This window comes from Streptomyces sp. NPDC059668 (assembly GCF_042734135.1).
Classification (GTDB): Bacteria; Actinomycetota; Actinomycetes; order Streptomycetales; family Streptomycetaceae; genus Streptomyces.
In genome coordinates this window covers 55,594-73,673 of record NZ_JBHWEL010000045.1, presented here as the reverse complement: position 1 = coordinate 73,673, position 18,080 = coordinate 55,594, and the positions used below count along the sequence as shown (strand labels likewise).

The following is an 18,080-nucleotide window of genomic DNA, read 5'->3' as shown; positions in this document are numbered from 1 at the left end:
ATGAAGTCGCCCTTCTCGTTGATGCCCGAGAAGTCGACGATCTCCTGGTAGCGCTCCTTGATCTGCTCACGGGACATGCCCATCGCGAGGCCGCCCAGGATGACGTTCCGCTCGCCCGTCAGGTCGTTCATCAGGGCGGCGTTCACGCCGAGCAGGGAGGGCTGGCCGTCGGTGTAGACCTTGCCCTTCTCGGCGGGCAGCAGGCCGGCGATGGCCCGCAGGAGCGTGGACTTGCCGGAGCCGTTGGAGCCGATCAGACCGATGGCCTCACCGCGGTAGGCGGTGAAGGAGACGCCCTTGACGGCGTGCACCTTGCGCACGCCCCGTTCCTCGCCGCGCTTGAGGATGCGGCTGAGCGCGGAGGTGGCGCTGCCCTTGCCGGTCTTGGCGCCGTTCACGCGGTAGACGATGTGCAGCTCGTCCGCGATGACGGTGGGGATGTGGGACACCTGGTCAGCCACGGCCGTACCTCTCTTCCGCCTTCCAGAAGTACACGAACCCGCCCGCGGCCAGGAGGACCGCCCAGAAGGTGGCGATCGCCCAGACGTGCGGCGGCAGGTGGGAGGCGCCGTAGCCGTCGATGAGCGCGTAGCGCATCAGGTCCATGTAGATCGCGGCCGGGTTCACCTGGAGCGCGCGGATGACCCATTCCGGGCGGCCGACGAGCATGTTGCTGATGGAGAACATGACACCCGAGGTGTACATCCAGGTGCGCAGTATGAACGGCATCAGCTGGGCGAGGTCCGGGGTCTTCGCGCCCAGCCGGGCCACGATGAGGGCCAGGCCGGTGTTGAAGAGGAACTGGAGCACCAGCACCGGCACGATCAGCAGCCAGGACAGTCCGGGGTAGCTGCCGAACGCGATCGCCACGACGAACAGCACGAGCATCGAGAACAGCAGCTGCTGGAGCTGCTGGAGCGCGAAGGAGATGGGCAGTGAGGCGCGCGGGAAGTGCAGCGCGCGCACCAGCCCGAGGTTGCCCGAGATCGCGCGGACGCCGGCCATGATCGAGCTCTGGGTGAAGGTGAAGACGAAGACACCGGTCACCAGGAAGGGGATGTACGTGTCGTGCGACATGCCCCGGCTGGCCTTGAGGATCAGACCGAAGATGAAGTAGTAGACGGCGGCGTTCAGCAGCGGCGTCGCCACCTGCCACAGCTGGCCGAGCTTGGCCTGGCTGTACTGAGCGGTCAGTTTCGCCTGGGAGAAGGCGAGGATGAAGTGCCGCCGCCCCCACAGCTGACGCACGTACTCGACGAGGCCGGGCCGGGCACCGCTGACCGCGAGCCCGTACTTTCCGGCCAGTTCGGCGGCGGAGAGCCCGTCATCGGGCGACGGGCGGTCGCTCACCGCGACCACTCCGTCCTGCGTTGTGTCACTCACAAGGGGAAACTTTCGTCTTCGGATGCGCACGGCCGGTTCGGGCGGGGTCATGGGCACGGGACCGGGGTGGGGACCACGCGCTCTCAGGAACGAGCTTGTCAGATGACGGGAGGCCGGCCCAGTCTGCTCAGGCGCCACACCGTACGCCACTTCATGGGACGCCTCCGTCCGCACGAGCTGGTCCAGCCCTCCTTGAAGCCGCCGAACCAGGCCTTCAGCGCGGGTCCGGACGGGCGGCGGGCCAGGGTCAGGAGCATCCACACGCCCAGATAGACGGGGACGAGCGGTGCGGGGAGGTTCCGGCGGGCGAGCCAGACACGGTTGCGGGCCACCATGCGGTGGTAGACCGCGTGCCGCGAGGGCGCCGTCGTCGGGTGGTTCAGCACCATGTCGGACCGGTAGTCGATCATCCAGCCCGCGTCGAGCGCGCGCCACGCCAGGTCGGTTTCCTCATGGGCGTAGAAGAACTCGTCCGGAAGTCCCCCGACCTCGCCGAAGACCTTCGTACGGACCGCGTTGGCGCCGCCGAGGAAGGTGGTGACGCGGGAGGAGCGCATCGGGTCGGAGGCGCGCAGCCGCGGCACGTGGCGGCGCTGCGTCTCGCCGGTCTCCGGGTCGGCGATGCGGAAGCTGATGATGCCGAGCTCCGGGTCGGAGGCGAAGGCGCGGCGGCACAGCTCGGCGGTGTCGTGGGTGGCGAGGAGCCCGTCGTCGTCGAGGAAGAGCAGGATGTCGACGTCGGCGCCGCCGGGTCCGAAGGCCTCGATACCGACGTTGCGGCCGCCGGGTATGCCGAGGTTCTCGGGCAGCTCGACGGTGCGTATGCCCGCCGGGACGTCCGGGACGGGCGAGCCGTTGCCCACCACGACCACCTCGACCCGGTCACCGTCCTGCTTGGCCACGGAGTCCAGCAGGGCCCGGAGCTCGTCGGGACGGTTGCCCATGGTGATGATGACCGCGCCGACCTTCATGCCCGCGCTCACTTCAGCCTGCTGGAGGCCAGGATGGACACGAGGTGCAGCAGCGTCTGCACGAGCGCGATGCCCGCGAGCACGGCGGTGCCGAGCCGGGTGAAGAACAGGTCCCCCCTGACCTGGTCGGCGATCGCCAGGACCAGGATCAGCAGGGACGCCTCGATGCCGAGGATCAGCCGGTGGAACTTGAGCGCGCCGGCGGCCCGGCGCGCGAAGGCCATGCCGGAGGAGCGGGGCTCGGACGCGGACTCCTTGACCGGTGGCAGTCCGCCCTGGTGGCGGGCGACACCGACGAGGTCGGTCTCGGCCTTGACCAGGATCGCGCCGAGGGCGGCGAGGGTGCCGAGGAAGGCCCACAGCCAGTCGACGCGCCCGCTGCCCCACAGGTCGGCGGCGCGCAGCCCGAGGCCGACGAGGACGGCCGCGTCGGTCAGATAGGCGCCGACGCGGTCCAGGTAGACCCCGCCGAGCGAGTACTGCTTCTTCCAGCGCGCGATCTCGCCGTCGACGCAGTCCAGCAGCAGGTACAGCTGGACCGCGACCACGCCGAGCACCGCGCCCGCGATCCCCGGCACCAGCAGGGCCGGGGCCGCGAGCACGCCGCAGACGGTCATCAGGTACGTGAGCTGGTTGGGCGTGATCCTGGTGTTCACCAGGTAGCGGTCGCAGCGCAGCGAGATCTCTCGCATGTACAGGCGTCCCGCCCAGTGCTCACCGCTGCGCCGGTCCTTCACCCCTGCGGGATGAACGACGGGGCGGAGTTCAGCTACTGATGGCCTTGGCATAGTCGGAGTAGATGTCCTTGATCTGGTGGGTTTTCAGGTCGAGGTGTTCGAGGATCGTGTAGCGGCCTGGCCGGGTCTGCGGGGCGAACTCCACGACCTGGACGAACTCGTCCACCGTGAAGCCGATCTCCTCGGGCAGCACCGGCAGCCCGTGGCGGTGCAGCACCTCGGCCATGTACACCGACTCCTCGTGCGCCCCCCGCAGGTACATCGCGAAGGCCGCCCCCAGGCCGCACTGCTCGCCGTGGCTCGCGGCGCGCTTGGGGAAGAGGAGGTCGAAGGCGTGGTTGATCTCGTGGCAGGCGCCCGACGAGGGGCGTGAGTCGCCCGAGACCGACATGGCGATACCGCTGAGGACCAGGGCCTCGGCGAGCACCTGGAGGAAGTCGTTGTCCCCGATGCCGCCGGGGTGACGCAGCACGGCCTCGCCGGCCTGCCGTGCCATCGCGGCGGCCAGGCCGTCGATCTTCTCACCGTTGACGCGGTTGGCCAGCTCCCAGTCCGCGATCGCGGAGATGTTGGAGACGGCGTCGCCGATGCCGGCCCGGACGAAGCGCACGGGGGCCTCGCGGATCACGTCGAGGTCGATGACCACCGCGATCGGGTTCGGCACACCGTAGGACCCGCGGCCCGCGTCGTTGTCGAGCGTCGCGACCGGGGAGCACAGGCCGTCGTGGGCGAGGTTCGTCGGCACGGCGACCAGGGGCAGACCGACCCGCGCGGCGGCGAACTTCGCACAGTCGATGATCTTGCCGCCGCCCAGACCCACGACCGCGTCGTAGTGGCCCGCCTTTATGGCGCTGGCCAGCCGGATCGCGTCGTCGAGGGTGCCGCCGCCGACCTCGTACCAGGTGGCGCCGGGCAGGGCCGGGGCGAGCCGCTCGCGCAGCCCGGCTCCCGAGCCGCCGCTGACCGCGACGGCCAGCTTGCCCGAGTGGGAGATCCGCTCGTCGGAGAGGACGCTCGCCAGGTCGTCCAGGGCACCCGGACGGATGTCGACGACGACCGGCGAGGGGATGAGCCTCGTCAGTACTGGCACGCGATCTCACGTCCCTTGGCGAGGTCGTCGTGGTTGTCGATCTCGACCCACTTGACGTCGCCGATCGGTGCCACGTCGATCCGGAAACCGCGGTTGACGAGCTCCTGGTAACCGTGCTCGTAGAACTGCTGCGGGTCCGTCTCCCACACCGTCTTCAGCGCGTCGGCGAGGTCGGCCGCCGCCTCGCCCTCAATAAGGGTGACGCCGATGTACTCGCCGGAGGCCTCCGCCGGCTCCATGAGCTTGGTGATCTTCCGGACACCCTTGTCGGGGTCCACGACGACCTTCATCTCCTCGTCGGCGAGCTTCTTGACCGTGTCGAGGGCGAGGATGATCCGCTTGCCCTCGCCGCGGGCGGCGAGCAGCGTCCGCTCGACGGAGACCGGGTGCACGGTGTCGCCGTTGGCGAGGATCACACCGTCCGTGAGGGCGTCACGGCCGCACCACAGGGAGTAGGCGTTGTTCCACTCCTCGGCCTTGTCGTTGTCGATGAGGGTGATCCTGAGGCCGTACTTCTCCTCCAGGGCCGCCTTGCGGTCGTAGACGGCCTCCTTGCGGTAGCCGACGATGATGCCGACCTCGGTCAGACCGATCTCGGCGAAGTTGCCGAGGGTCAGGTCCAGGACCGTGATGCTGTCCTCTATGCCCGCGGGACCAACCGGCACGAGAGCCTTGGGGAGGCTGTCGGTGTAGGGGCGCAGACGCCGTCCGGCGCCGGCCGCCAGCACGAGGCCGATCATGCGGGTTCTCCTTCATCGTGTACGGCGGGCGCCCCGGAGGACGCCCAGAAGCGGATGCTCTCGACGAGCACCAGCACGGCCACGGCCACGGCGAGCACCGTGAGCGCGACCTGGAACTGTGCGGCGGTGAGCACCGCGGCCAGGACGGTGACCAGCAACGTCCTGCCTTCGTGGCCCCCGGTCGCCCGCACCAGCCAGCGCGGCGGCGCGCCCGCGTTGCCGCGGATGCGGTACACCGTGTCGTAGTGATGGTAGGCGACCGCGGCCACCAGGCCGAAAGCCGCGGGAAGTGCTCCGTTCACGTCGGCTTTGGCTGCCAGTACCAGAACGGTGAGGTATTCGGCGGCGCGGAAGAGCGGGGGGACCAGCCAGTCGAGGGCTCCCTTGAGGGGGCGCAGGACGGCGAGGGCGGACATGAGCGTGTAGACGACGGCGAACACGACGGTCTGCCAGCCGGAGCCCCACAGCACCGCCGAGGCGACCAGGAGGAAGGCGCCGAGGAGGGCGCTGACGGGTGCCGTGTGCCGGGCGGTACCGCGGGCGAGGCGGACGAGCAGTTCGACGAGCGGTCCGCTGTCCGCGAGGTCGGCCAGCGCCTGCGCCGCCCGGTCGGTGCGCCGGGCCTTGCGGGTCAGCGAGCGCAGCACCCGGCCCGCCGTGGTGTACGTCGCCGCGAAGGCGCAGCCGGCGAGCAGCGCGTAGAAGGTGATGCGGGGGGTGGTCAGTGCCGTGAGGACGGCGATCATCGCCCATCGTTCGCCGATGGGCAGAACTATCATCCGGCGCACCCAGACCGTCCAGCCGACACTGTCGAGCTTGCCGGAGAGGGCGGCGGTGGGGCTGGTGTTGGCGGTGGCGTCGTGGTTCGCCTCGTTGAAGGAGAAGTCGACGACGTGCCGGCAGGTCTGGAGGATCATCGCGCCCAGGGCGAGCGCCCACACGTCGTCGCCGCCGCGGGCCGCGCCGAGGGCGAGGCCCGCGTAGTAGGCGTACTCCTTGGCGCGGTCGAAGGTCGCGTCCAGCCAGGCGCCGAGCGTCGAGTACTGGAGGGAGTAGCGGGCCAGCTGCCCGTCGGTGCAGTCCAGGACGAAGGAGAAGAGGAGCAGCAGGCCGGCCGCGACGAACCCGGCGCGGGTGCCGGTGGCGGCGCAGCCCGCGGCGATCAGGGCGGTCAGCAGGGAGGCGGTGGTGACCTGGTTCGGGGTCAGGCCGCGGCGGGCGCACCAGCGGGCGATGTAGCGGGAGTACGGGCTGATGCAGTAGGTGGTGAAGAAGCCGTCGCGGGCCTTCACCGCGCTGCGCAGGCGCACGGCCTCGTCGTCCACGGCGGAGACGGCCTGCCGGATCTCGTTGCGCTCCTGCGGGTCGCTGGGGACGGCGGCCACCAGTGAGCCCAGTTCGGGGCGGTACACGGCGACGCCGTCCGCGTCGAGGGCCGCGGTGAGGCGCTCGGCGAGGTTGTCGGTCGCGACGGCGAGGCCGCCGGACGCGGAGCTCTCGCGGGCCATGGCGCGGGTCAGCGCCCGCCGGGCCTCGGGCTGCACGGACACGGCGCCGGGCACCGCGGAGGCCGGGAACCGGGGGTCGGTGAGGCCGAGGCGCAGGGCGTGCGGATGTCCGACGAAGCGGGCGTCGACCACGGCGACCCGCTCACCCGCCGGTACGGCGGCCAGCAGGGCCTCGGCGTCACCGGCTTCGGCGGCGGAGCGCACGTCGAACCCGAGTGACCGCAGATCGCCCTCGAGCGACGATCCGGGGACCGGCTGGCCGGTGAGGATGGCGGTCGACAGCGAACTCACTCCCTGAGTGCCGGGCGGCCTCGCGCCGGCATGTGCGTGGTGGGACGGCCCGGGCCGGGCCCTTTCCTCGCCCTCCCGCGGGTCCGCCCCGAGGGCGGGCGGGAGAGCGCCGACAGCGCCCGCGGCCGCTGGGCGGCATGTCGGCAGAGGCTATCGGATGATGGGAAGCGGGTGTTCACCACCCGTTCACGGTCCGATCAACCTGGTCTGCACGACCGCCTCCGTCGCGATCATCATCGGTGATCCGGGGTCCGCGCGACAAACCACGACCCCAGACCGGACCATTGGCGGCATTGCGTACCCGAACCGGCGCACCGGTCCGGAACATGGCAGGACGGACGCGGTGCCGGGCCCGGCATAGGGTGGTCGTCCATGACATGGCTGATCACAGGCGGGGCCGGATACATCGGGGCACACGTGGCGCGGGCGATGGCGGAGGCCGGAGAGCGCGTCGTCGCCCTGGACGACCTCTCGGCCGGGGTGGCGCGGCGGCTCCCGGAGAGCATCCCCCTGGTACACGGTTCGTCCCTGGACGGTGACCTGCTCAAGCGGGTCCTCGCGGAGCACGCGGTGACGGGTGTGGTGCATCTCGCGGCGCGCAAGCAGGTCGGTGAGTCCGTGGAACAGCCCACGCGCTACTACCAGGAGAACGTGGGCGGTCTCGCGACGCTCCTGGAGGCGGCGGCCGGGGCGGGCGTGCGGCGGTTCCTCTTCTCCTCGTCCGCGGCCGTCTACGGCAATCCGGACGTGGACCTCATCACGGAGGACACCCCGTGCGCGCCGATGAGCCCCTACGGCGAGACGAAGCTCGCCGGGGAGTGGCTGGTGCGCGCGACGGGCCGGGCGCACGGCATGGCGACGGTGTGCCTGCGCTACTTCAACGTGGCGGGCGCGGCCACGCCGGAACTCGCCGACACCGGGGTGTTCAACGTGATCCCGATGGTCTTCGACCGTCTCACCCGTGGTGAGGCCCCGCGGATCTTCGGTGGCGACTATCCGACGCCGGACGGCACCTGTGTCCGGGACTACATCCATGTCGCCGACCTCGCCGAGGCGCACCTCGCGGCGGCCCGCCGGCTGGCGGCCGGCGCGACGGGCGATCTGACCGTGAACATCGGCCGCGGCGAGGGCGTCTCGGTACGTGAGCTGCTCACGCTCGTCGCGGAGGTCAGCGGTGACACCCGGGAGCCGGTCGTCGAACCGCGCCGTCCCGGTGACGCCCCGCGCGCCGTCGCGTCGGCCGGGCTGGCCGCCCGGGAACTGGGCTGGAGCGCGCGGCGCGGGGTGCGCGAGATGGTCGCCTCGGCGTGGGACGGATGGCGCCTTCATCACCCCCGGACACAGGATTAACGATCTTCACCTGCTCTGACCTGCGTCTCGTTCACGCAGGTCAGAGCAGATGACAACGGTGTTCAGTGCGGCCTTGGCCCGATACCCCCACCCGTAGTTCACTGTTCTTCCGGGCGGCGGACGGGAGGCGGCTTCCATGGGGGCTGGGCACGATCACGGGCACGCGCACGACGCACCCACGACCGGCACGGCGGCGGCCGCGTACCGCGGGAGACTGCGGATGGCGCTGTCGATCACGCTGGCCGTGACGGCGGTCGAGATCACCGGCGGTGTGCTGGCCGACTCGCTCGCGCTCGTCGCGGACGCGGCGCACATGGCGACGGACGCGCTGGGCCTGGGCATGGCCCTGCTCGCGATCCACTTCGCCAACCGCCCGGCCGGCCACAACCGCACCTTCGGGTACGCGCGGGCCGAGATCCTCGCCGCACTCGCCAACTGTCTGCTGCTGCTCGGGGTCGGGGGCTATGTTCTGTACGAGGCGGTCCAGCGCTTCGTGACGCCCGCCGGGACCGCGGGCGGCCCGACCGTCGTCATCGCTCTGTTCGGCCTGGCCGCGAACACGGTCTCGCTCGCGCTGCTGATGCGCGGCCGCCGGGACAGCCTGAACGTGCGCGCCGCCTTCCTGGAGGTGGCGGCGGACGCGCTGGGTTCGGTGGCCGTCGTCGTCTCCGCGGCGGTGATCATGACCACCGGATGGCAGGCCGCCGACCCGATCGCCTCGATCCTCATCGGGGTCATGATCGTCCCGCGCACCTGCAAGCTGCTCCGGGAGACGCTCAACGTGCTCCTGGAGGCGGCGCCCCGGCATGTCGACATGGCGGAGGTACGCGCCCACATCGTGGCCGTGCCCGGCGTCGAGGGCGTCCACGACCTGCACGCCTGGACCATCACCTCCGGCATGCCGGTCCTGTCCGCCCATGTGGTCGTCGCCGCGGACGTGCTGGACGCCGGCCGGCACGAGAAGGTGCTCCTGGAGCTCCGGGGCCGCCTGGGCCACCACTTCGACCTGGAACACTGCACCTTCCAGCTGGAGCCGAGCGGACACGCGCGGCACGAGGCGATGCTCTGTCACTGAGCGGGCGCGCGGGCCGGGGAACGGTCCGTCACCGGCCGGCCGGGCGGGCCGGGCGGGCCGGGCGGGCCGGGCGGGCCGGGCGGGCCGGGCGGGCCGGGCGGGCGGGGCGGGCCGGGCGGGCGGGCAAAAAAGAGGAGTGCGGGGCCACGCGGCCCGGTGCTAGCGTGACGGCGGTCCGAGGAGGAGGTGGGTCGATGACTGCCACGTTCGACGCCGCCGTGCGCGGCGACAGACGTGTCCCCGTCCTCCGGGTCCACGGCTGACCCACGCCGTACGGCGTGCGCGGCGGCCCGGACCCCGCATCCGAAGGCTGCTCATGCTGTCCGACCACGACGCCTCCCGCGAGGCCTTCTTCGCCCTGCACCACAAACTGCCCCGGCAGGGCCCCGGCTCCGACGCCACCACCCGGCACCTGCTCTCGCTCGCCGGTCCGCTGCCGCGGCGCCCGCGCGTGCTCGACCTGGGCTGCGGGCCCGGCCGGTCCGCGCTGCTGCTCGCCGCCGAGGCCGGCGCGCGGGTGACCGCCGTCGACCTGCACGAACCGTTCCTCGACGAACTGCGGACGGCCGCCGAGGCCCGCTCCCTCTCCGGGTCCGTCAACACCGTGCGCGCGGACATGGGTGAACTCCCCTGCCCGGACGGCTCGTTCGATCTCCTCTGGGCCGAGGGCTCGGCCTACCTGATCGGCTTCGACACCGCCCTGCGCGACTGGCGGCGGCTGCTCGCCCCCGGTGGCACGCTGGTGCTCACGCACTGCGCTTGGACGGTCGAGATGCCGTCCGACAGGGCCCGTGCCTTCTGGGAGGGGCTCCTGCGCACGACCGCGGAGGACACCCGGGCGGCACGCGACGCCGGGTACCAGGTGCTGGGCACGGTGCTCCTGCCGGACTCCGACTGGGACGAGTACTACGGGCCCCTCGCCGCCCACGCGGACGCGGCCGACCTCGGCCGGCCGGGCATGGCCGCGGCCGTCGCCGACGCCCGCGCGGAGATCGCCCTGCGCCGGGCGCACGGACGGGAGTACGGCTACGTCGGCCATGTCCTGCGCCCGGTGGCCGACGACGCCTGACCCCGGACCGGCCTCGCCGGCACCGGAACCGCCCCCGACGGGGACCGGGCGGGGGGTGCGAGGCGAACATCTGTCGGCCCCTGTCCTGGACGATTCCTCGTCCGCGGCACCGGGCACGATCAGGTGTCCGGCCACTTCCGGCACCTGACGCCGTCCGGCCGTGTGTCCCGCCCCGGGAGTCCGGGGCGGGACATGCGGGGAGCCGCGAAGTGCCGGGAGTGCCGGTTTCGTACGGCAGACTTGGGACTCGAAGACCGATGCGAAGGATGGGTATGCCGATCACACCTGCCACCGCGACGCACAGTTCGTCGAACGGCACCGTTGAAGCGATCTTGCTCGAACTGGTCGACGAGGACGGCAATACGATCGGCACGGCGGAGAAGCTCGCTGCCCATCAGCCGCCCGGACAGCTGCACCGGGCCTTCTCCGTCTTCCTCTTCGACGAGCGCGGACGCCTGCTGCTCCAGCAGCGCGCCCTGGGCAAGTACCACTCGCCCGGTGTGTGGTCCAACACCTGCTGCGGCCACCCCTACCCCGGCGAGGCCCCTTTCGCGGCGGCCGCCCGCCGGACGTACGAGGAGCTCGGGGTCTCCCCCTCGCTGCTCGCGGAGGCGGGCACGGTCCGCTACAACCACCCGGACCCGGAGTCGGGCCTGGTGGAGCAGGAGTACAACCACCTCTTCGTCGGCATGGTGCAGGCGTCGCTGCGGCCCGACGCGGAGGAGGTCGGCGACACGGCCTTCGTGACCGCCGCCGAGCTCACCGAGCGGCACGAGAAGGACCCCTTCTCCTCGTGGTTCATGACCGTCCTGGACGCGGCCCGTCCCGCGGTCAGGGAGCTGACGGGCCCGGCCGCCGGCTGGTGACGGACCCGCGGTCACGCTTCCCGGCGGGATCTACACGACGCTCGGCGTGAGCGGCAGGGCCGCCCAGATCACCTTGCCGCCGCTCGCCGTGTGCTCGACGTCGCACACCCCGCCCGACTCCCTGGTGACCTCCCGCACGAGCAGCAGCCCGCGCCCGCCGGTCTGGCCGTGGTCCGCCTCCAGGGCCGTCGGGCGGTAGGGGTGGTTGTCCTCCACGGAGACACGCACCCACTCGGCACCGACGGCCACCTCCACGGCGAGCGTCGGGGACAGCAGCGCCGCGTGCCGGACGGCGTTCGTGACCAGTTCGGAGACGATCAGCAGCAGTCCCTGGAGGAGGTCGTCCGAGGCGGGCACCCCTTGCCGCGAGAGCAGGTCACGAACGGCGTGTCGCGCCTGCGGCACCGAGGCGTCGACGGCGGGAGCGGTGAACCGCCACACCCCCTCGTACGGCATCGGACCCGGCGGTCTTTGATCGGGAGGCACGTCCCCGCCGCCTTCGGGACGGGAGTCGAACCCCCGCCCGTGGTTCTCCATCGTCCGGTCGCCACCCTTGCGCTCGATTGTCACCACACGTCGAGTGTGGGAACACGCTGGTCCGGACCCGATGACTGAACAGAAGTCAGCGATTATCGACGCTTACTGATCGCTGACGCATGACATGGTCGACCGGACGACCGCTCCTGCCTTCTTTGTGCCCACTTCGAGAACTATTCGGGTTGTACGGGTTTGCCGTCGGCGTCACTCGGCGTCCCTCGGTGTCTCCCGCGGTCTCTCGGCGCATCCGGTGTCTCCCGGCGCATCCGGTGTCCGCCGGGGCAACCGGTGTCCGCCGGGGCCGACGGCCCCGGACGCGCCCGCCCTCGCTGATCGCGCGTTCGAGGGGGCCGGATAGCATCCCGCGTATGGAGCCGCAGCTGCTGCACAGCGTCGGGGACGGCATCGCCACCGTCGTCATCCACCACCCGGCCAAGCGCAACGCCATGACGGCCGGGATGTGGCGGGCGCTGCCACCCCTGCTCGACGGGCTGGCCGCCGACCCCGCCGTCCGCGCGCTGGTGCTGACCGGGGAGGGCCCCACCTTCTGCGCGGGGGCCGACATCTCGACCCTGCGGGGCTCCTCGGACGAGGCACAGGGCCTCGCCGTGCGGGCCGAGGACGCGCTCGCCGCCTTCCCCAAGCCGACGCTCGCGGCCGTCCGCGGGTACTGCGTCGGCGGCGGCGCGCAGCTCGCGGCGGCCTGCGACCTGCGGTTCGCGGAGGCCGGTGCGCTGTTCGGGGTGACCCCGGCGAAGCTGGGGATCGTCTACCCGGCCTCGGCGACCCGGCGTCTGGTGTCGCTCGTGGGACCGGCGACCGCCAAGTACCTGCTGTTCTCCGGCGAGTTGATCGACGCCGGCCGCGCGCTGCGCACGGGCCTGGTGGACGAGGTGCTGCCGGGGGACGAACTCGACAAGCGGGTCGCGGAGTTCACCCGGGTACTGGCGGCGCGGTCGCTGCTGACGCAGGCGTCCGCCAAGGAGTTCGCGAACGGACGGACCGACCGGGACGCCCACTGGGCGGCGCAGGCACGCGGCAGCGGCGACACCGCGGAGGGCGTCGCCGCCTTCCTGGAGCGCCGCCCGCCACGGTTCACCTGGACCACGCCGGATTCCGGCCCGGCTACCCGAGGATGAACCGGCTCTTCCCGCGGAGCTCCTCCACCAGATGCGCGGGCGCCTTCCCCGGGGACCCCGCGTCGTAGGGCGGCTGCGGGTCGTACTCCGTCAGCAGCTGCACGGCCTGGGCGTGTTCGTCGCCCGCGATCCGGCCGAGCAGATGGAGCCCCATATCGATGCCGGACGAGACGCCGGCCGCCGTCACGTACTTCCCGTCGAAGACCACCCGCTCCCCCGTCGGCTCGGCACCGAACCCCTTGAGGGTGTCGAGGGCCAGCCAGTGCGAGGTGGCCCGCCGGCCGTCGAGGAGCCCGGCCGCGGCCAGGAGCAGCGACCCGGTGCACACGGAGGTGGTCCACGTGCTCGTGGCGTCCGCGGCGCGCAGCCAGTCCAGGAGGACCCGGTTCTCCATCTGCGGGGTCTGTCCGGGGCCGCCGGGGACCACGACGATGTCGGGGGCCCGTACCTGGTCCAGGGCACGGTCGGCGGTGAGCGCCAGGTTGCCGGTCTCGTTGCGGACCGGGCCGGTGCGCTCGGCGACGAAGACGGTCTCGGCGCCGGGCAGCCGGCCGAGGGTCTCGTAGGGGCCCACCGCGTCCAGGGCGGTGAAGCGGTCGTAGAGGACGATGGCGATCTGCATCGGGGGTCCTTTCCCGGTTCAGTGCGTGGATGCGGGGCGGAAGCGGCGCCGGTACTCGGCCGGGGCCGCGCCGAGCGTCCGGAGGAAGGCGCGGCGCATGGCCTCCGGCGTGCCGTAGCCGCAGGCGCGGGATATCTCCTCGACGCCGTCGGCGGTGTCCTCCAGCAGCCGCCGGGCCTGTTCGAGGCGGACCCGGTCGACGTACCGGCCCGGCGTGACGCCCGTCTCGGACCGGAAGGCCCGCGCGAAGTGGCGGGGCGAGAGCCGGGCGCGGGCGGCGAGCGACTCGACGGAGAGGTCCTCGCCGGGGTGTTCGGTGATCCACTGCTGGACCTCGCGCAGGGGTTCGCGCCGGGCCGTCTGCGCGGCGAGCTGCGCGCTGAACTGAGCCTGGTTGCCCGGGCGCCGCAGGAAGACGACCAGATGACGGGCGACGGTGAGCGCGGTCCCGCGGCCGAGGTCCTCCTCGACGAGCGCGAGGGCGAGGTCGATCCCGGAGGTCACGCCCGCGGAGGTGGACACCCGGCCGTCGCGTACGTAGATGGGGTCGGGGTCGACCTGGACGGCCGGGTGGTCGCGGGCGAGCGTGTCGCAGTACGCCCAGTGGGTGGTCGCGCGGCGGCCGTCGAGCAGGCCCGCCCGGGCGAGCAGGAGGGCGCCGGTGCAGACGGAGACCAGACGGTCGGCGCGCGGACCGTGCGCCCGCAGCCAGTCGGTGAGCCGGGGGTCCGGGCGCCGGGTGCCACTGCCGCCCGGGACGAGCAGGGTGTGCGGGTCGGGCGCTGCGGCCAGGGTGCCGTCGGGGACGAGGGCCAGGCCGCTGGAGGTACGGACCGGTGCGCCGTCCAGGGAGGCGGTGCGGACGCGGTACGAGCCGGCCCGGCAGGTCTCGGCGCCCGCGAAGACCTCCGCGGGACCCGTGACGTCGAGGCTCTGCACCCCGTCGAAGAGGACGACCAGGACCGTTCGCATGTTCTCGATTCTTGACGGGGCCGACGACGGCCGCAAGGACGGGCAACCCACCTTTCCTGCCATTCCCGGCCTCCGCCGCGCAGGTCGCCGCGCCCACCCGTTCCCCGCGTACTGACCAGTCGGTAACCTTCGGGCATGACCACTCCTCTGCCCGAGCGCGCCGGACGGCGCTGCCACAACGTCCTCAACCCGCTGCACTCGACCCACTACTTCTCGCCGGACCTGGGCCGCGAGCTCGCCGCGGTCGGCATCGACGACAGCCGGGGCGCGTACTTCGCGGTGCGGGCCGCGGCCATGGGACCGGTGGGCCCGGGCACGGTGACGGCGACCTTCTACAACTTCCGCCACGAACTGGTGGCCCGGCACGTGCCCGGGGTGTGGGAGAAGGCCTCCCCCGAGACCGTGCTGGCGGCACGCGCCCGTGCCGTCGACGCGACGCTGCGGCGGCTGCTCGGCGAGGACGTGCTCGCCTCCAAGGAGATGGCCGAGGCGGCCGAGCTGGCCCTGCGGGCCGCGGAGGCCTGCACCAGGACCGCGCGCCCGCTCTACGCCGCGCACGCGGACCTGCCCGTCCCCGACGCGCCGCACCTCGCGCTCTGGCACGGCGCCACGCTGCTGCGCGAGCACCGCGGCGACGGCCACCTCGCGGTGCTGCTCGCGGCGGAACTCGACCCGGTCGAGGCGCTGGTGAGCCACACCGCGACCGGCAAGGGCATGGCCCCGAAGTGGGCGCTGGGCACCCGCGGCTGGTCGCGTGCCGACTGGGAGGCGGCGGTGGAGCGCCTGCGCGGGCGCGGACTGCTGGACGCGGAGGGCGAGTTGACGCAGGCCGGCGTCGCGTTGCGCCAGGAGCTCGAGGTCCGGACGGATCAGCTGGACCGGGCCCCGTACGAGCATCTGGGCGCCGCGGGCGTGGAGCGCCTCACCGAACTCGCGAAGGGACTGCTGATGACGGCGCTCGCGGCCGGGGCCTTCCCCGAGGGCATGACCGGCAAGGAGTGACAGCGCCGATCGGCGCCCTGATCCCCCGTTGTCGGTGTCACCTGCCACAATTGCCGCGCAACCTCAGTGGAGAAGGCGGTACGGGATCGTGACGACACCCCTCGTAGGGTCCATCGAAGGCAGGATCGCCGAGGAGCTCGGCGTACGGGAACGGCAGGTCAGGTCCGCTGTCGACATGCTCGACGGCGGTTCGACGGTGCCCTTCATCGCCCGCTACCGCAAGGAAGCGACCGAGATGCTCGACGATGCGCAGCTGCGCACCATCGAGGAGCGGCTGCGCTATCTGCGGGAGCTGGAGGACCGGCGCGCGGCGATCCTCGATTCGGTGCGCGAGCAGGGCAAGCTCACCGAGGAGGTCGAGGCCCGCATCCGGGCCGCCGAGACCAAGGCGCGCCTGGAGGACATCTACCTGCCGTTCAAGCCGAAGCGGCGCACGAAGGCGCAGATCGCCCGCGAGGCGGGCCTGGAGCCGCTGGCCGAGGGCCTGCTCGCCGACCCGTCGGTCGACCCCCTCGCCGCGGCGGCGGCCTTCGTCGACGCCGACAAGGGCGTCGCCGACCCGCAGGTGGCGCTCGACGGCGCCCGCTCGATCCTCACCGAGCGGTTCTCGGAGGACGCCGACCTGGTCGGCGAGCTGCGGGAGCGCATGTGGGTGCGTGGACGCCTGGCGGCCAAGGTGCGGGACGGCAAGGAGGAGGCGGGCGCCAAGTTCGCCGACTACTTCGACTTCGCCGAGCCTTTCAAGGAGCTGCCCTCGCACCGCGTGCTCGCCATGCTCCGGGGCGAGAAGGAGGAGGTCCTCGACCTCGTCCTGGAGCCGGAGGAGCCCGCCGAGTCCCCGTCGGCCCCTTCGTCGTACGAGGGGATCGTCGCCCAGCGTTTCGGGATCGCCGACCGCGGCCGGCCGGCCGACAAGTGGCTGAAGGACACGGTCCGCTGGGCCTGGCGGACCCGCCTGCTCGTGCACCTCGGCATCGACCTGCGGCTGCGCCTGCGCACCGCCGCCGAGGACGAGGCGGTCGACGTCTTCGCGGCGAACCTGCGGGACCTGCTGCTGGCCGCTCCGGCCGGCACGCGCGCGACGCTGGGTCTGGACCCCGGCTTCCGCACGGGCGTGAAGGTCGCGGTGGTCGACGCGACCGGCAAGGTCGTCGCCACGGACGTCATCTACCCGCACGTCCCGGCGAACAAGTGGGACGAGGCGGTCGCCAAGCTCGCCCGCCTCGCCAAGGAGCACACGGTCGACCTGATCGCGATCGGCAACGGCACGGCGTCCCGCGAGACGGACAAGCTCGCAGGTGAGCTCATCACCAGGCACCCCGAGCTGCAGCTCACCAAGGTGATGGTCTCCGAGGCGGGGGCGTCGGTGTACTCCGCGTCCGCGTTCGCCTCGCAGGAGCTGCCCGACATGGACGTGTCGCTGCGCGGCGCCGTCTCCATCGCGCGCCGGCTCCAGGACCCGCTGGCCGAGCTGGTGAAGATCGACCCGAAGTCCATCGGTGTCGGGCAGTACCAGCACGACCTGTCCGAGGTGAAGCTCTCCCGTTCCCTGGACGCGGTCGTGGAGGACTGCGTGAACGGCGTGGGCGTGGACGTGAACACGGCCTCCGCCCCCCTGCTCTCCCGGGTCTCCGGCATCACCTCGGGACTCGCCGAGAACATCGTGGCGCACCGCGACGCCAACGGCCCCTTCCGTTCCCGTACGTCCCTGAAGAAGGTGGCACGGCTCGGCCCGAAGGCCTACGAGCAGTGCGCGGGCTTCCTGCGGATCCGGGGCGGCGACGACCCGCTGGACGCGTCCAGCGTGCACCCCGAGGCGTACCCGGTGGTGCGGCGGATGGTGAAGACGGCGGGCAGCGAGGTCGCGACCCTGATCGGCAACACCGGTGTACTGCGCTCGCTCAGGCCGGCCGACTTCGTGGACGAGACCTTCGGTCTGCCGACCGTCTCGGACATCCTGCGGGAGCTGGAGAAGCCGGGCCGCGACCCGCGGCCCGCGTTCAAGACGGCCACCTTCAAGGAGGGCGTCGAGAAGATCTCCGACCTGGTGTCCGGGATGGTGCTCGAAGGGGTCGTCACGAACGTGGCCGCCTTCGGCGCCTTCGTGGACATCGGCGTCCACCAGGACGGTCTGGTGCACGTCTCGGCGATGTCCAGGACGTTCGTGAAGGACCCGCGCGACGTCGCGAAGCCGGGTGACATCGTCAAGGTGAAGGTGCTCGACATCGACATTCCGCGCAAGCGGATCTCGCTGACGCTGCGCCTGGACGACGAGGCGACCGCGTCGGACGAGCAGGCTGAGGGCGGGCGTCCGCAGCGGGGCGGACGGCCTCCGCAGCAGCGCCAGCAGCAGCGCCAGCCGCGGGGCGGGGCGAGCGGCGGTTCGCGGCAGGCCGCCACGCCGCCGGCCAACAGCGCGATGGCCGACGCGCTGCGGCGCGCCGGGCTGGTGGACCCGAAGAAGGGCCGGCGTTGAGCCGCGGGTGAACGGTGGCCGGTCGCGCGATTCCCGGCGCCCCCGGAAGGGGCGCGCCGGGCGCGCCACCGAGCCCCTGCTCCTGGAGTGATGGCATGGCCGGCTCGCGTGTCGTCACCTGGGAAGTCATGGAGAGCAAGGGGTTCGAGACCTCTTGGATCATGTCCGGGGGGCGCACCCTGGGCGCGCGCGCGGGGGGGCGCGCGCGGCGGTGACACGCGGGGCGGGTCGTGTAGCCGAGCAGCCACCCGG

Annotated in this window: 16 protein-coding genes and 1 pseudogene; 7 read left to right on the top strand and 10 right to left on the bottom strand. The window is 72.2% G+C overall.

Annotated elements, in window-relative coordinates:
* The 7 genes from ACFV2J_RS27585 to ACFV2J_RS27555 form a co-directional block, all read right to left on the bottom strand.
* A partial coding sequence (locus ACFV2J_RS27585; RefSeq protein WP_385092659.1) for an ATP-binding cassette domain-containing protein occupies window positions 1-461 on the bottom strand: 461 nt, incomplete at its 3' end.
* Complete coding sequence (locus ACFV2J_RS27580) at window positions 454-1,383, bottom strand: ABC transporter permease (RefSeq protein WP_385092656.1); 930 nt, start codon at window positions 1,381-1,383, stop codon at window positions 454-456. The genes ACFV2J_RS27580 and ACFV2J_RS27585, both read right to left, overlap by 8 nt.
* A gap of 98 nt (window positions 1,384-1,481) precedes the next feature.
* A complete protein-coding gene (locus tag ACFV2J_RS27575) occupies window positions 1,482-2,366 on the bottom strand; it encodes a glycosyltransferase family 2 protein (protein WP_385092653.1) in 885 nt (294 codons plus the stop codon).
* Window positions 2,363-3,142 (bottom strand): CDP-alcohol phosphatidyltransferase family protein, encoded by a 780-nt coding sequence (locus ACFV2J_RS27570; protein WP_385092650.1) that lies wholly within the window; start codon window positions 3,140-3,142, stop codon window positions 2,363-2,365. The genes ACFV2J_RS27575 and ACFV2J_RS27570 overlap by 4 nt, the downstream gene beginning before the upstream one ends.
* Window positions 3,120-4,181, bottom strand: a complete 1,062-nt coding sequence (locus ACFV2J_RS27565; RefSeq protein WP_385092647.1) for an iron-containing alcohol dehydrogenase family protein — start codon at window positions 4,179-4,181, stop codon at window positions 3,120-3,122. Before ACFV2J_RS27565 ends, ACFV2J_RS27570 begins: the two co-directional genes overlap by 23 nt.
* A complete protein-coding gene (locus ACFV2J_RS27560) occupies window positions 4,169-4,921 on the bottom strand; it encodes a sugar phosphate nucleotidyltransferase (protein ID WP_385092644.1) in 753 nt (250 codons plus the stop codon). Before ACFV2J_RS27560 ends, ACFV2J_RS27565 begins: the two co-directional genes overlap by 13 nt.
* Entirely contained in the window at window positions 4,918-6,711 is a 1,794-nt protein-coding gene (locus tag ACFV2J_RS27555) for a DUF5941 domain-containing protein (RefSeq protein WP_385092662.1), read from the bottom strand. The genes ACFV2J_RS27560 and ACFV2J_RS27555 overlap by 4 nt, the downstream gene beginning before the upstream one ends.
* Before the next feature lie 381 nt (window positions 6,712-7,092).
* Here ACFV2J_RS27555 and galE point away from each other — a divergent pair, with 381 nt between their 5' ends.
* The 4 genes and pseudogenes from galE to idi all read left to right on the top strand — a co-directional run bounded on the left by galE (window position 7,093) and on the right by idi (window position 11,080).
* Window positions 7,093-8,070, top strand: a complete 978-nt coding sequence (galE, locus tag ACFV2J_RS27550; RefSeq protein ID WP_385092641.1) for a UDP-glucose 4-epimerase GalE — start codon at window positions 7,093-7,095, stop codon at window positions 8,068-8,070.
* Between the two features lie 136 nt (window positions 8,071-8,206).
* Window positions 8,207-9,145, top strand: a complete 939-nt coding sequence (locus ACFV2J_RS27545) for a cation diffusion facilitator family transporter (protein WP_385092637.1) — start codon at window positions 8,207-8,209, stop codon at window positions 9,143-9,145.
* Window positions 9,146-9,461: 316 nt separating this feature from the next.
* Window positions 9,462-10,196 (top strand): annotated as a pseudogene (locus ACFV2J_RS27540) (class I SAM-dependent methyltransferase); the annotation flags it as partial.
* A gap of 290 nt (window positions 10,197-10,486) precedes the next feature.
* Entirely contained in the window at window positions 10,487-11,080 is a 594-nt protein-coding gene (gene idi / locus ACFV2J_RS27535) for an isopentenyl-diphosphate Delta-isomerase (RefSeq protein ID WP_385093521.1), read from the top strand.
* Between the two features lie 30 nt (window positions 11,081-11,110).
* Here idi and ACFV2J_RS27530 read toward each other — a convergent pair whose 3' ends face one another.
* Window positions 11,111-11,617: an ATP-binding protein gene (locus tag ACFV2J_RS27530; protein ID WP_385093524.1), complete on the bottom strand. Its 507-nt coding sequence runs from the start codon at window positions 11,615-11,617 to the stop codon at window positions 11,111-11,113.
* A 368-nt stretch (window positions 11,618-11,985) separates the two neighbouring features.
* Between ACFV2J_RS27530 and ACFV2J_RS27525 the strand changes: the two genes are divergently transcribed.
* Window positions 11,986-12,756: an enoyl-CoA hydratase/isomerase family protein gene (locus ACFV2J_RS27525; protein WP_385093518.1), complete on the top strand. Its 771-nt coding sequence runs from the start codon at window positions 11,986-11,988 to the stop codon at window positions 12,754-12,756.
* Here ACFV2J_RS27525 and ACFV2J_RS27520 read toward each other — a convergent pair.
* Both ACFV2J_RS27520 and ACFV2J_RS27515 read right to left on the bottom strand, forming a co-directional pair.
* Window positions 12,743-13,378 (bottom strand): DJ-1/PfpI family protein, encoded by a 636-nt coding sequence (locus tag ACFV2J_RS27520; protein ID WP_385093515.1) that lies wholly within the window; start codon window positions 13,376-13,378, stop codon window positions 12,743-12,745. The genes ACFV2J_RS27525 and ACFV2J_RS27520 overlap by 14 nt on opposite strands.
* A gap of 18 nt (window positions 13,379-13,396) precedes the next feature.
* Window positions 13,397-14,350 carry a GlxA family transcriptional regulator gene (locus ACFV2J_RS27515; RefSeq protein ID WP_385093512.1) on the bottom strand — a complete coding sequence of 318 codons (954 nt, stop codon included), beginning with the start codon at window positions 14,348-14,350 and terminating at the stop codon, window positions 13,397-13,399.
* Between the two features lie 135 nt (window positions 14,351-14,485).
* On the opposite strand from ACFV2J_RS27515, the gene ACFV2J_RS27510 reads away from it, so the two are divergent.
* Window positions 14,486-15,352 (top strand): hypothetical protein, encoded by an 867-nt coding sequence (locus tag ACFV2J_RS27510; protein ID WP_385093509.1) that lies wholly within the window; start codon window positions 14,486-14,488, stop codon window positions 15,350-15,352.
* An 88-nt stretch (window positions 15,353-15,440) separates the two neighbouring features.
* Entirely contained in the window at window positions 15,441-17,828 is a 2,388-nt protein-coding gene (locus ACFV2J_RS27505; protein WP_385441146.1) for a Tex family protein, read from the top strand.
* Window positions 17,829-18,080 lie beyond the last annotated feature (252 nt).